The sequence below is a fragment of the Nostoc punctiforme PCC 73102 genome (assembly GCF_000020025.1).
Classification (GTDB): Bacteria; Cyanobacteriota; Cyanobacteriia; order Cyanobacteriales; family Nostocaceae; genus Nostoc; species Nostoc punctiforme.
The window spans coordinates 1,479,525-1,493,159 of record NC_010628.1 but is presented as its reverse complement, the minus strand read 5'-3'; the positions used below and the strand labels follow the sequence as shown (position 1 = coordinate 1,493,159).

The following is a 13,635-nucleotide window of genomic DNA, read 5'->3' as shown; positions in this document are numbered from 1 at the left end:
GGCCTAATCCTGAACATACTCTTGCCCTTTTACTAAAGCTACCTCAGCCCGAACAAATTCTCGACCCAAATAAGCCGCATGATTTAATTGAGTTACAGGCGGGGGCTGAGTTTCTTCAAAAATCTTCACGCAAAGTTCTTTCGCCGTCCTCGCACTAAAAACCGTTGTGTAAGTTCGTTCTACCTTTTTTCGCGCCGGAATTACCTTCCCCGTTTCGGGATCGATAGCTAAACCACGCTCATCAATTACGTTTGTGAAATGCTTGGCATAAATTAACCCTGCGTCTCGATCCAAGTAAATAATAAAATATCCACCGGGATCGAGATCGATATGACGCTGGGAAAGTTTATCATCAATTGCGGCTAAATCTTCAAGTATTAAATCCATAAGCATTAGCAAAAGGAATTTTCTTTTTTCAGGGTTTTTACACTATATATATAAGTGTAATTCGTCGTTCACCCTCTGCCTTGGCAAACTTTTAAGAATCTCGGTTACTAAATGGCAACTCTGCATTAATCGCCTCAATCTCCTGCTGTTCAAGTTGATTCACTTCCTTAATATAGGGACGGATAATTTGCCCTAAACGATTGTTGTAAAAGCGGTGCAGACTGTGATTGGGCATAGCGGGGAAACCACGGCGTTTTTTGTGGCGACCACCTGCACCAGGGTCAAAAATTTGGATTCCGTTTGCGATCGCCCACTCAATGGGCGCATAATAGCAAGCATCAAAATGTAAGCAATCTATTTCTTGAAAACTCCCCCAATAGCGTCCATAGAGTTTGTCACCTTTAAACAAACAAAAAGACATTCCTAAAGGATGAGAGTTATCTTCTTCGCTATATGCAGCGACAAACAAAACTCGATGGCGATAATCATTGTGTAGCTGCTCAAAAAACCGCTGTGTGAGATACTTGCTACCCCACCAGCCAAATTTATCACAGGTGTCAGCATAGAACTGGTACATCGAAGGAAATAAAGAGTAGGGAATTTCATCACCACTCAGAGGTTGCAATCTTAAACCAGCTTTTTCTACAGCTTTACGTTCCCGCTTGATATTGCGGCGTTGATTGGCGTTAAACACTTTCAAGTAGTCATCAAAAGTTTTAAAGCCAGCATTTTCCCAGACGTAGCTGTGGTGCAGCCAAGTTGTAAAGCCATGCCGTTCCAGCATCGGCCGCCATTGGGGATCGACATAGAGAAAATGACATCCAGAAATCCGATTTTTGGAACAGAAAGTGTCAATTTCATGCACCATCATCGCGGTGATTTCGTCTTCGTCTTCTCCTGGGGCGATTAAAAAGCGATAACCTTCAGCTGGGGTAAATGGTGTCATTCCCAGCAATTTTGGGTAATATTGAACTCCGATGCGATCGGCTAACTCTGCCCATTGGTGATCGAATACAAATTCACCAGAACTATGTCCTTTGAGATAAAGTGGTGCAGCCGCAATCAGCGTTCGATCTCGCCACAATGTTAAATGATTTGGCAACCAACCAGTTTTAGCCGTAGCACTTTGGGAGGTTTCGAGATTATTTAGCCACTCCCATTCTAAAAATGGCGTTTTGAGTGGCATTGCTAAAGCATTCCAGGCATTTTGGGGTACTTCAGCGATTTTGTTTGTCCAAACGACAGAATAGCGAGGCTTAAGTTTTTCTACCATCTTAGAGGAGTAGGGATGAGTAAGAGGCAGGGGGCAGGGGAGGCAAGGAAAATAACTTATGCCCAATTCCCAATATCCAATAACTTAACTTAGCGTAATCTAATCTGCTGGTTGTTGCAGGCGATAGTGCAAAAACACTTCTTGCTCAACAGTATGAACTTCTAAAAGTTGCAACTTGGGAGCTAAATCGGGTAAAAAACCTTTCCCTTCTACAGGTGTGGGGGCAGTACTACCACCTAAAATCAGGGGACAGACAGTTAGCCATAATTCATCAATTAAATCTAGACCCAGCAGGGAAGCGACTAATTCACCTCCACCCAAGACCACCAACCGTGTTATATCTATATTGGCTAGATGCTTCAAAGCTGCGGGAATGTCAATTTCTCGCGTTGGTGTTTCAAAAACCAGAATCTGCTCAAATTCTGGAGGACACTCTTGTGTTCCGGTTCCCAGAGTTGAAGGAAGCGTCTGTAAACAACGTCCTTTCCATGAAAGTTTTCCCAGTGCTGTCGTGAGTAGCCAGCGTCTAACTGGTTGCTTAAAAAAGTTAATTTCCGGATTGAGGTTTCCAGAGTGTGTAGTCACTATATGAACTGGCTGCGGAGGCTTCCCTTCTTGTGCCCGAAGTCGCACTAGAGTTGGATCTGATACAGTAAGTGTCGTTCCATAAGCCCGGAGAGTACCAGCACCGAATAAAACCGCATCAGAGGCAGCGATTTGTTTTTCTAGATGTGCTTTATCAACCCTTGAGCCAAAGCGAGCAGGCGATCGCCTAAAATCTGCTATCTTGCCATCTGCACTCATTGCTAAAACAACTGTAGTATGAGGACGATGTTGCAACATTAAATTGATTTGATAGTTGGAATATTTTCTTTGTTTGTATGTAGATTCTCAAAAAAAATCCATGCCTGCAAGTTATTTATTTACAATTTTACCACTGTATTTATATGCAACACAAATCACTTTTACATTTAGCATATATGAGTTTTGGTATACCACGTTTCTTTTTGAAAGATAGCAATTTGTTATTTTTAAACATTGAAAATAAAATTCTGATAATTTAATAAAATGTCTCATCTAGCCAGTCTAATTACATATCTTTGCTGTTGTGGTTTGCAGATGCAAAGTGAGACACTCGATGACTAATTCCCGTCAATCTTCCTTTCGCCGAATTTTAGTAACGAGAATATTGCTGCTGTTCGTTCCAGTTTTACTTATAGGTGAGATTGTGGCCTTGAATAAGGCACGTTCTAGCATATTGGCAACTGCGCGTCAAAATTTAACAGAAAGCGCCATTAGTAAAGGAGAGAAAATTGGCGATGCGATCGCAATCTTAAAAGCTAGTTTACTGAGTGTAAGTAAAACAACGGTGATTGCGTCTGGTTCGCCGATACAAGAGCAAGAAATTCTCACACAGCTAAAGCAACAACTTCCAGCCAATATTGACTGCATCCAATTAACGGATCTCCTAAATCAGAAAATAATTGCCAGTAGCTGTGGAGACCAAGCAATTGAAAAATTGACATTCCCTTTGCCTAGTGATGGAATTGATGTCAAAACCATCTTCCCGCCAAAGGCAGGAATGACTGGAAAAAGAAACGCACAAAATCAATTACAGTTAGTTTTATCTGCACCAGTCTCCGATAGCCGAAAAAATTTAGTTTACAGCTTAAGTATTCAGTCTGCATTGTACCAACAAACCAGAAATCCACCGGGATCGCTTACAGGTGTGATGGTAGTTATTGCTGAAGATGGAACAATTTTGGCACATCCATTCACAGACTGGGTGGGAACTAATATTAATCAACATCCCAATGCTTCCCAACTCAAAAGCATAATTAAAAATGCCCTTGCAGGACGAAATGATTCGATAAATCTGTCTTTTAAAGAGGGAAACGAATTAGTCGCTGGCTATACAGCTATTGCAAATCCACTCACCCAACAGCAGCAGCAAAAATGGATAGTCTTAGCTGTTACTAGTGTCGATAATGCACTTTTTGGTTTAGAAGAAATTAAACTAATTCTCATTGTTTTGACAGTTGGTTTGATTGGTGCAAGTTTGTTAGCATCCCTATATCTAGCTCCTTACTTGGCACGTCCTGTAGAAGAATTGCGAGACTACGCTCTCAATATTCACTCTCACCACGCCGCACAACCAGTTCCGCACAATTTCCAAATTCGGGAATTCAATCAACTAGCCCAAGCATTAGACCAAATGGTAGAAAGGCTCAAAGCTGGGGCAGAAGAACTAGAAATAGCTTGGAAAGAAGCAAAAAACGCTAACCAGATTAAAAGCCAGTTTTTGGCTACGACTTCCCATGAATTGAGAAACCCATTACATACTATTATTAACTGCATTCGCGTGGTCGAAGATGGCTTATGTGATAGCCGTGAAGAAGAAATGGAATTCCTCAAACGTGCCAATGAAACAACGATTCATTTGCTAAATATTATTAATGATTTACTCGATATTTCTAAAATCGAAGCGGGTAAGCTTTCTGTAGTTATTACACCTCTCGATCTCCGACAAATATTGCTAGAGGTAATTAATTTACAATCAGTTAATGTTCAACAAAAGGGCTTGCAATTGAAATGCGAGTTAGATCCTCAACCGATACCAATTAAGGCAGACGCGGCAAAACTAAAGCAGGTGCTGATTAATGTTATTGGCAACGCTACTAAGTTCACCGACACAGGAAGCATCACCATTGCTACAGAAATTCAATCTAGTAATGGTAAATCTCAAGTAGTGGTAATAGTTACAGATACAGGTATAGGCATCGATCCCAATCAACAGCACAAACTATTTCGCCCCTTTGTGATGGTGAATGGCACAACCACGCGCCAGTTTGAAGGGACTGGACTTGGACTCGCAATTTCACGAAACTTAATCGAACTTATGGGTGGCAGCATTACTCTTGAGAGTACGGGGCTGCATCAAGGCACGACACTGAAGATTACCCTACCCTTGATTGATGTCTCGCTGTTGCCTGTTGACAACAAAAAAGAAAATGTCGCGAATGTGGGATTGTCCTCTGAGAATAAGGGGGCAAAAGCAAGCCAATACTCTAGCCTACAGCAGTCTGTGGGAAGCCCCTCTTTGGGGAGCAGCAAATCTGTAAAAGTAGGGGTAGACAAAGAGAAGTCGATGAAATTCCAGGTGTTACTTGGGAACGAGACTTACGAGATTAGTTTTTCGCCGCAGCAAACTATCTTGGTAAGTATTCCAAAAACAGAAGTTTATGCAAATGGGACTTCTGAAAGGTAATTTTTACTAGACTATAATTCAAAATTCAAAAAAATAAATTGGAATCCTCACTCCTAATGGCTATGGTTTTGGCCCTGATTTAGAAGTGTTACTAAATAGCCAAGACACAAGATTAGGAATTGTAGCAGCCCCAAAAGAAAACAGAACCTAAGCCATTATTAGCAAGAGTTATGAGCGCTGGCTGGGATTATAGAATTATCTTCTGGTAATGTTAAAGTTTTTTGGTAGGCGGCAACTGCTGCATCTAATTTCTTCTGCTCTCTCAAGGCAATGCCGAGATTGTAGTAAGCTTGAGCATTTAGCACATTCCCTGAACCTCGGAGCTTCGTGAATGAGCCTTTGAACTCCGTTGATGAACCTCGGAGCCTCGTGAATGAGTTTTTAAACTCCGTTAATGAACCTCAGAGCTTCGTTGATGAGCCTTTGAACTCCGTTGATGAACCTCAAAGCTTCGTGAATGAGCCTTTGAACTCCGTTAATGAACCTCAGAGCTTCGTTGATGAGTCTTTGAACTCCGTTGATAAACCTCGGAGCTTCGTTGATGAGTCTTTGATACTCGTGAATGAGTCTTTGAACTCTATTAATGAAGCAAAATGGGCGGTTGTTATTCAATACGATCCCAAAGACGCGATAAATCGCCGTCTCTACAAAGGACTGATTCTTGTAAAGACGGCAATTTATCGCGTCTCTTGCCTTAACCGAACAGTATTGGGCGGTTATTCTCAGGGGAAAATTAGACTTGAGAGCAGTTGTTCAGAAAAACAGGTTGGCCGCCTTGCTCAAGAGAAACTGTTAGTGCAGCAAGAATTTCTACTAACTGTGTGCCTACCCAGCCAGACGAAACCTCTGAGGGAGTATTGTTGAGGATAGAGTCAACAAAACAAGAGCAAACTCGCCCCAATGGTTCCCCTGGTTCTAATTCCAGCACCACCTGCTTTTGATTTACCGGAATAAAATGATTGCCCTGCTGTTCAAATTCCCCATGTAGCAGCGTTAGAGGTGACGATCGCGACATTTCATCAAAAATCAAACTACCAAGGCTACCTACAATCCCCAGCCGTCGCTGCTTATCAGGATTCAGCCAGCACAAGTGAATATAAGCTTGAAAGCCATCTGGGTATGTCAGTGTTAGCCATACTAAATCAGCCAAACCTTGAGGCAGAGGAAAATTTGTATCTTTCTTCCCCTCTGCTTCCCTGCTCCCCTGCTCCCCTGCTCCCTGTAACCACACCGTACCCGTTGCTTGTACTTTCACAGGAATCTGACCCAGCCAAGCGTTAAAGATAGCAATATCGTGAATCGCTAAATCCCAGAGCGCATCAACATCTTGGCGGACAGGCCCTAAATGGGTGCGGGTGGCGTAGCCGTAGCGTAAATCACCTAATTTACCCGCCTGTACTACAGTTTGCCCTTGCTCAACTGCTGGGTGAAATAAATAAGTGTGGTCAACCATCAGTATTAAATGATGCTGCTCTGCTAACTGACAAAGCTCCCGACATTCTGCGGGGTCGAGAGTTAGGGGTTTTTCAGCCAAAACATGGTATCCCTGTTGGAGAGAGTCTTTAATTAAAGCGTAGTGGGTGGTAGCCGGAGTTGCGATCGCAACCCCTGTCAACCCTGGCACTTTCTTTAAATCTTCCCATTGGGTTGTCAATACTACATTTTCATCTAAATTAAACTGCTGTTTGATCGCCGCTAATCGTTCTGGATGGGGATCTACTACAGCAACTACATCTACTTGGGGATGTGCTAAGAAATTCCGTAGCAGATGCACTCCCCAACGCCCAACTCCGATAACAGCAATTTTAATTTGGTTTGTCATTAGTTATTTGTCATTTGTCATTTGGTCATTTGGTCATTTGTATATAAAGGACAAGGTAATACAATTCGGTTAACGTTCTAATATGTCTGAAGATCCCCCCAACCCCCCTTTTTAAGGGGGGCTTTTAACTCTCTTTTACCCCTTTAAAAAGGGGGTCGCCGCAGGCGGGGGGATCTTAACCGAACTGTATACAAAGGACGAGGGACAAATGACCACTGACAACCAAATGATTATCGGCTAATTGCCAGTCTTTTAAGCTCAGGGTGTTTGCGGATTAGGGATTGCTAAAAAAGCTACCTTAGCTGCGGCTTGTTCAGCAGTTTTAATCGATCGCCCCTTACCTTCTCCGAGTTTCTTGCCATGCAGCCACACTTCAGCCATGAAACGTTCTTGATTATGGTGTGGTTGAGTGACTTCCACAACTCGATATTCTGGTAAAACTTTGAATTGCGCCTGAGTCCATTCTTGAAGAGCAGCTTTGTAATTAAGTCTGGCAGGATCGAGGCGAATTTCTGTTGTTAGTTCTTGGAAGTGGGGATCTAGCCAAGAGCGGATCAATTCCAGATTTTGAGTACTTAAATAAAGCGCACCCAGAACAGCTTCAAAAGCATCTGCCAGTCGAGATTCTTGACCAACTTTATCAGCTGTAGCACTACCCGCAACTAGTAAGTATAATTCCAAACCATAGATTCTGGCCAATTGGGCGAGGATGCGATCGCTCACTAATACCGAACGAATTGCTGCAAAATCCCCTACTGGACAATCGGGATAATTTTCCCATAACACAACAGCCGACACCAGCCGCACCACTGCATCGCCAACAAACTCCAGTTGTTCATAATTCGCCGAATCAGAAACAGTGGGATGAGTTAGCGCTAAATCTAGCAGTTCCCACTTGATAGGTGCTTCTCGCGACAAACCTAATTTTTGGACTAAACTTTCGAGTTGCCGTTGACGGCGTGGGTAGGCAAGGGGCATTACATGACAGGGGGAAGGGGGAAGGGAGAGCAGGGGAAAAATACCAACTTCTAACTCTTGTACAGACGCGATTCATGGCGTCTCTTCTAACTCAGCACTCAGCACTAAAAAAGGGGGAAAGAGCAGTACATAAGCCGGGTTCTGTTCTCTTGCGAGGGCAGTTATCTATCTGGGACGCTTGTTACCAAACGCCTCTAGCGGCTCTCATTGAGCGGAACTGGTAAAAGACCAACCGTAGTTCCTATCGCCTTGCTCCCAACCGGGGTTTACCGAGCCAGCACCTCTCGATACTGCTGGTGCGCTCTTACCGCACCTTTGCACCCTTACCAGATCAATTAAAAATGTAAAATTAAAAATTACTCATTTTAGATTTTTAATTTTTAATTTTTAATTGATCTGGCGGTATCTTTCTGTGGCACTATCCTCACGATCGCTCGCACTGGACGTTATCCAGCAAGTTTGGTCTTTCGGGAGCCCGGACTTTCCTCAAATCAGTGACTATGACTGATCTGCAACCGCCTGCGTCTACTCTCTCCTTAGATCCAGTGTAATCTTGGATGGCATAGTCTGTATGGTTGCTATTGCTTTTTTTTATTCCAAGGTAGAGCGTAAGTCCAAGGTAGTTTCCTGACTGTGAAAGGACAATTGATAATGCTAATGGGAGGAAAATCACGACCTGGGGCTAGACCTAAACGCACTTCAGATACTCTGAGTACCAGTTGCAAGGAAAAGTCCAACTCCTTTCTTCTGTTAATAAAGTCGTTGTACAGCTTTTTTTGCCCCTTTTGCAGCCCATTGATATCAATTAGTGGTTTTTTTGCTGAATAGGTTCCAGCTACTTGATCGCGCTCAAATACATCTTCTGCTGTCACCGTTTCAGAAAGTGTTTTCTTAGGAGCAATCAAGCTAGGACTTTGGGGCACTGCTAAGTCGCGGGTTAAATCTGGTGATTTCCGAATGACGCGACGCGATTGCTTACTATGTTCAACTACTAAAGAACTGTTGTCCCAGTCAACGTATAGGGCAACATTATCAGATTTATTTTCAATGCTAATTCCTAAATCTTTCAAATCGTCAATTGGGTATGAGGCTTTGAGTTTAAAGGAAATTCCAATTTTATCATCGAGATTTTGTTCTTTGAGTTGCTCGTCAACTATTCCTTTTTTAAACTCAAACTTGACTTGATCGTCGATGGATTCAACCATGCGGTTAAAAATATAAGAAACACCGATAATATAAACTGTCAAAACTACTAAATTCTGGTCGCTACTCCTCATAAATTAAAATATTAACTCCCGGTAATAATGAATGTAAATTTGATTCGTCGTCCATCTGCAATTATTAATTACGCTTAATTGTTACAGAGTTTTGCAACCAGCCCCGTTGCCAAAAAAAGAATAGCAACCCAAGTGCGATCGCTGCCATAACTGCCAAGCAAAGTGGATAACCCCAATACCAATCCAACTCAGGCATATTATATGGCGATTTTTCGGTATTGAAATTCATACCATATATTCCGGCCACAAAAGTCAGTGGAATGAAAATTGTTGAAACTACCGTTAGTACTTTCATGATTTCATTCATTTTGTTGCTCACTGCCGAAAGGTACACATCCATTAATCCAGATGCTAGCTCTCGATAAGTTTCTACCATATCCATAACTTGCACTGTATGGTCATAACAATCTCGCAAGTAGATTCGCACTTCTTCACTAATTAAATCGGGAGCATCTCGAATTAAAGAATTAATTGCATCTCGTTGGGGCCAGATAGCACGACGTAGTTGCAGTAATTCTCGCCTAATTTGATAAATATTTTGTAGTGTTTGCGGAGTAGGTTTAACTATTACTTCTTCCTCTAACTCTTCGATTCGCTCCCCATAAAGCTCCAGTACCGGGAAAAAGCCATCAATAATGGCATCTAACACGGCGTAAGCTAAATAATCTGCTCCTTGCTTACGGATGATACCTTTGTTTTTTTCAATTCGCGATCGCACCGCTTCAAAACAATCATGTTCTGGTTCTTCTTGGACTGTCAGTAAATAGTTTTTCCCTAATATTAAACTCACTTGCTCGCTGTGAAAACCACACGATATTTCCTTTGGTACTACCATGCGGGCAATGAATAACAATTGGTCTTCATAATCCTCTGTTTTAGGACGCTCTGGTACATTGACTATATCTTCTAAAACGAGAGGATGTAATTCAAAAACGTGACCCAACCGTTGTAATATATCTTGACTACCTAAACCTTGTACATCTACCCAAGAAATGGATTCCATCTCCAGATATGGGATACATTCTTCTGGAGTTGCTATTTGTTCACGGATGAAATTGGTTTGGTTATAGTCAATCAAGAAAATTATCGGTGGCGGAGAATCTTCATGAATAAAAATTGTTCCAGGTATAGTACCTGGTTGGTGATAGAATTCATCTTTTTTATATAGCCTATTTACTATTTTGGGAAGACGACGCAGTTTTCGTACCATACAATATTACCTACATTGGGCATTGGGCATTGGGTATTGGGTATTGGCAATTAAACAAGTTCCTCTTTTCACAGTGCTTAGTAAAGAAGTAAAATTCCCTACTCAGCACCCATGAGGCATTTTTATTTATTTCAGCTTTTGCTATTAATATTACAAAAATTAATACAAAGACTGTAATTTTTAAATTAAGCAGTTCTTTAGATTTGGGAATTTAGGAATCGGCATTTTTTTAGTAGTTAGTTGTATTCATGACTAATTACTGATAACCATGATGATGACTTTTATTTATGCCCAGCTACTTCCCAGCAATAGAGATAACATATCGGCTCTGAATCAGCAATGCTATAAAAAAACAGTTTGCCTTGGCAAGACAAACTGTTGAAAAAATATTTATCTGGGTGAGCAGAAGTTAGAACATGCCCATGCCGCCCATGCCGCCCATACCACCCATGCCGCCCATGCCGCCCATACCACCCATGCCGCCCATGTCAGGGGCAGCAGCAGCAGATTTCTTCTCTGGCTTTTCAACAACGATCGCTTCAGTGGTTAAGACCAAACCAGCAATGGAACCAGCATTTTGCAAAGCTGAACGCACGACTTTGGCAGGGTCGATAATACCAGCAGCGATCAAGTCTTCAAATTCGCCAGTAGCGGCGTTGTAGCCAATGTTGAACTCGCTGTCTCGGACTTTAGAAACGATCACAGAACCTTCTGCACCAGCGTTGTCTGCTATTTGGCGCAAGGGCGCTTCTAGCGCTCGTTCGACAATATCAGCCCCAATTCTTTCTTCGTCATTTTGTAAGGTCTTTTTAATCGCTTCTACTGCCTTAGCTAAGTGAATTAGAGTTGTTCCACCACCAGGAACAATACCTTCTTCCACAGCGGCTTTAGTAGCGTTCAGCGCGTCTTCAATCCGCAGTTTACGGTCTTTGAGTTCGGTTTCGGTTGCCGCACCCACTTTAATCACTGCCACACCACCAGCGAGCTTGGCGATGCGTTCTTGCAGTTTTTCTTGATCGTATTCAGAATCGGTTTCTTCCAACTGCCTGCGAATTTGACCAATCCGCTTTTGCACTTCTGGCTTGGTGACACTGCCAGCTACAATGGTGGTGCTTTCTTTGTCAATGGTGATTTTGCGAGCAGTTCCCAGTGCTTCTAGAGCAGCGGTATCTAGGCTCAAGCCGATTTCTTCAGAAATCAACTGTCCATCGGTGAGAATAGCAATATCTTCTAACAAAGCTTTGCGGCGATCGCCAAATCCAGGCGCTTTGATTGCAGCTACAGCAAGTACACCCCGCGCTTTGTTCACTACCAAAGTTGCCAAGGCATCACCTTCGACATCCTCAGCAATAATCAGCAAGGGCTGACCAGAACGGGCGACTTTTTCCAAAATCGGCACTAAATCTTGGATGCTGCTGATTTTTTTATCTGTCACCAAGATCCGGGCGTTTTCAAATTCCACGATTTGCCGCTCGTTGTTGGTGACAAAGTAGGGTGAAATGTAACCCCTGTCAATCTGCATCCCTTCAACTACTTCTAGTTCAGTTGTCAGGGATTTAGATTCTTCAACGGTAATTACACCATCTTTGGTGACTTTTTCCATTGCTTGAGCTAACATTTGACCAACTTCTTCATCGTTACCAGCAGAAACAGTGGCAACTTGAGCGATCGCACTTCCTTCTACTGGCTTGGCTATCTTGGCAATTTCCAGTACCAATGCCTCAATAGTTTTGTCGATCCCGCGTCTCAAGCTAACTGGGTTACTACCCGCCGCGACGTTCTTCAAACCTTCCCGAATCAAGGCTTGTGCTAAAACTGTGGCGGTGGTTGTACCATCCCCAGCAACATCTTTAGTTTTTGAGGCCACTTCCTGGATGAGTCTTGCACCAGTATTTTCCAAAGGATCTTCTAATTCAATTTCCTTGGCAACAGTGATACCATCGTTGACAATTTGAGGTGCGCCAAATTTTTTCTCTAAAAGGACATTACGACCTTTCGGCCCCAAGGTGATTTTTACGGCATCAGCAAGGGCGTTAACACCCCTTTCTAGAGCTCGCCGCGATTCCTCGTCAAATGCAATAATTTTCGCCATGTTTTATTTCTCCAGCGCTTCCATTAGACAATTTAGCACTCACAGAGCAAGAGTGCTAATCTCTCAATCAGCTCAATTTACAAATGGAAATAAAAAAATTGATTAATATACAGGTGATGTTCTTTATAGATACTGGCAGTAATGCTTGAATTGGGAGATGAATCTAGACAACTCCCTTAAGTTCCTTGGTATTGCCGACCCTAGCGGCACCGGCTGGTTGGCAGTAGTATTTACGTTCCTCTTGGCTTGGCTAGTAACTTGGCGTTTAATTCCGACAGTCCGCAAATTCGCCTTACGGGTAGGTTGGGCTGACCAACCCAACGCTCGGCGACTCAATCGCGAACCTTTACCCAATGCAGGGGGGCTGGCTATCTACGCGGGTGTCATTGCCGCGCTGGTATTAGCTAGCCTTTTACGACCGATCGAACTCCAAAACGTATTGGCTCAGGTGCTCACTATTCTGTTAGGAGGTTCGATATTAGTCCTGGTGGGCTTTATCGACGATCAGTTCGGCTTACCACCCTCTGTGCGATTGTGGGCGCAAATCGTCACAGCACTGTTGCTGGTAGCTAATGGCATCAGTGTAAAAGTGCTGTTTGGTACTCCCATCGACTCGTTACTGTCTATGTTGCTGACGGTACTGTGGGTAGTAGGAATTACCAACGCCATCAACTTGATGGATGGTATGGATGGTTTGGCAGGAGGAATCAGCTTTATTACCGCCATGAGTTTATTGGGCGTTGCAGCCCAATTTAATAATCGTGCGGCGGCAATCTTGGTACTCGCAGCTTTGGGAGGTGCTGCATTAGGCTTTTTGCGCCATAATTTCCATCCGTCACGAATTATTATGGGTGATGCCGGAGCATACTTTTTTGGCTATGTGCTGGCAGCAACTAGTATTTTAGGCAAACTGCAACAAAACACAGTTTATGCGCTGATTCCCACGGTTTTATTTCTATTGTTGCCAGTAATAGACACCACCCAAGTATTTGTACGGCGGCTACTAGCAGGAAATAACCCTCTTAGCACTCCTGGCAAAGATCATCTGCACCACCGCTTACTTGCTTGGGGGCTTTCCCAGCGCCATGCTGCGTTCACGCTTTGGTCAATTACCTTATTTTTCAACTTGCTGGCAATGAGAATACAAGGTATGAGTTTGGCTGTGATGATGACTACCGCCACCAGTATTGTCGTTCTTTTGGGCTTTACTGTCTGGCAAAGAATACGCCAACAGCCTTAGTTGCTTGTAGGGTCGGCATTGCAATGCTAGCCCTACTCTGGTTTTTTCTCTGTATGATGCATAATTACACCTCGACTAAATTTTAGAT

General features: G+C 43.0%; 11 protein-coding genes and 1 other RNA gene. 2 read left to right on the top strand and 10 right to left on the bottom strand.

Annotated features, from left to right (window positions below; all coding sequences use genetic code 11):
* Positions 1–3: 3 nt before the first annotated feature.
* The 3 genes from NPUN_RS06305 to NPUN_RS06295 all read right to left on the bottom strand — a co-directional run bounded on the left by NPUN_RS06305 (position 4) and on the right by NPUN_RS06295 (position 2,503).
* Positions 4–387 carry a DUF4346 domain-containing protein gene (locus NPUN_RS06305; protein ID WP_041565224.1) on the bottom strand — a complete coding sequence of 128 codons (384 nt, stop codon included), beginning with the start codon at positions 385–387 and terminating at the stop codon, positions 4–6.
* Positions 388–478: 91 nt separating this feature from the next.
* Positions 479–1,660: a GNAT family N-acetyltransferase gene (locus NPUN_RS06300; protein WP_012407983.1), complete on the bottom strand. Its 1,182-nt coding sequence runs from the start codon at positions 1,658–1,660 to the stop codon at positions 479–481.
* A 99-nt stretch (positions 1,661–1,759) separates the two neighbouring features.
* Positions 1,760–2,503, bottom strand: a complete 744-nt coding sequence (locus NPUN_RS06295; RefSeq protein ID WP_012407982.1) for a RibD family protein — start codon at positions 2,501–2,503, stop codon at positions 1,760–1,762.
* Between the two features lie 295 nt (positions 2,504–2,798).
* Between NPUN_RS06295 and NPUN_RS06290 the strand changes: the two genes are divergently transcribed.
* On the top strand, positions 2,799–4,928 hold the full coding sequence (locus tag NPUN_RS06290) for a sensor histidine kinase (protein WP_012407981.1): 2,130 nt from the start codon (positions 2,799–2,801) through the stop codon (positions 4,926–4,928).
* A gap of 158 nt (positions 4,929–5,086) precedes the next feature.
* Here the strand turns inward: NPUN_RS06290 and NPUN_RS38605 are convergent, their stop codons facing one another.
* The 7 genes from NPUN_RS38605 to groL form a co-directional block, all read right to left on the bottom strand.
* On the bottom strand, positions 5,087–5,233 hold the full coding sequence (locus tag NPUN_RS38605) for a tetratricopeptide repeat protein (RefSeq protein ID WP_012407980.1): 147 nt from the start codon (positions 5,231–5,233) through the stop codon (positions 5,087–5,089).
* A gap of 428 nt (positions 5,234–5,661) precedes the next feature.
* Positions 5,662–6,750, bottom strand: a complete 1,089-nt coding sequence (locus NPUN_RS06285; protein WP_012407979.1) for a Gfo/Idh/MocA family protein — start codon at positions 6,748–6,750, stop codon at positions 5,662–5,664.
* Between the two features lie 258 nt (positions 6,751–7,008).
* The gene (gene rnc / locus NPUN_RS06280; protein ID WP_012407978.1) at positions 7,009–7,728 is read right to left on the bottom strand and encodes a ribonuclease III; all 720 of its coding nucleotides are present in this window, start codon (positions 7,726–7,728) and stop codon (positions 7,009–7,011) included.
* A 115-nt stretch (positions 7,729–7,843) separates the two neighbouring features.
* Positions 7,844–8,260, bottom strand: an RNA gene (gene rnpB, locus NPUN_RS38010) — RNase P RNA component class A.
* Positions 8,261–8,306: 46 nt separating this feature from the next.
* Positions 8,307–9,005, bottom strand: coding sequence for a hypothetical protein (locus tag NPUN_RS06275; protein ID WP_012407977.1), 699 nt, complete (start codon positions 9,003–9,005; stop codon positions 8,307–8,309).
* 64 nt (positions 9,006–9,069) lie between these two features.
* Entirely contained in the window at positions 9,070–10,215 is a 1,146-nt protein-coding gene (gene corA, locus NPUN_RS06270; protein WP_012407976.1) for a magnesium/cobalt transporter CorA, read from the bottom strand.
* A gap of 409 nt (positions 10,216–10,624) precedes the next feature.
* Positions 10,625–12,307: a chaperonin GroEL gene (gene groL, locus NPUN_RS06265; RefSeq protein ID WP_012407975.1), complete on the bottom strand. Its 1,683-nt coding sequence runs from the start codon at positions 12,305–12,307 to the stop codon at positions 10,625–10,627.
* Positions 12,308–12,464: 157 nt separating this feature from the next.
* Here groL and NPUN_RS06260 point away from each other — a divergent pair, with 157 nt between their 5' ends.
* Positions 12,465–13,547: an MraY family glycosyltransferase gene (locus tag NPUN_RS06260; protein ID WP_012407974.1), complete on the top strand. Its 1,083-nt coding sequence runs from the start codon at positions 12,465–12,467 to the stop codon at positions 13,545–13,547.
* Positions 13,548–13,635: the final 88 nt, after the last annotated feature.

Bases quoted from the DNA above. Each gene is read 5' to 3' on its own strand.
- corA (WP_012407976.1), bottom strand. From the start codon at position 10,215: ATGGTACGAAAACTGCGTCGTCTTCCCAAAATAGTAAATAGGCTATAT.
- NPUN_RS06275 (WP_012407977.1), bottom strand. From the start codon at position 9,005: ATGAGGAGTAGCGACCAGAATTTAGTAGTTTTGACAGTTTATATTATC.
- NPUN_RS06295 (WP_012407982.1), bottom strand. From the start codon at position 2,503: ATGTTGCAACATCGTCCTCATACTACAGTTGTTTTAGCAATGAGTGCA.
- NPUN_RS06290 (WP_012407981.1), top strand. From the start codon at position 2,799: ATGACTAATTCCCGTCAATCTTCCTTTCGCCGAATTTTAGTAACGAGA.
- NPUN_RS06305 (WP_041565224.1), bottom strand. From the start codon at position 387: ATGGATTTAATACTTGAAGATTTAGCCGCAATTGATGATAAACTTTCC.
- NPUN_RS06285 (WP_012407979.1), bottom strand. From the start codon at position 6,750: ATGACAAACCAAATTAAAATTGCTGTTATCGGAGTTGGGCGTTGGGGA.
- NPUN_RS06300 (WP_012407983.1), bottom strand. From the start codon at position 1,660: ATGGTAGAAAAACTTAAGCCTCGCTATTCTGTCGTTTGGACAAACAAA.
- rnc (WP_012407978.1), bottom strand. From the start codon at position 7,728: ATGCCCCTTGCCTACCCACGCCGTCAACGGCAACTCGAAAGTTTAGTC.
- NPUN_RS06260 (WP_012407974.1), top strand. From the start codon at position 12,465: ATGAATCTAGACAACTCCCTTAAGTTCCTTGGTATTGCCGACCCTAGC.
- groL (WP_012407975.1), bottom strand. From the start codon at position 12,307: ATGGCGAAAATTATTGCATTTGACGAGGAATCGCGGCGAGCTCTAGAA.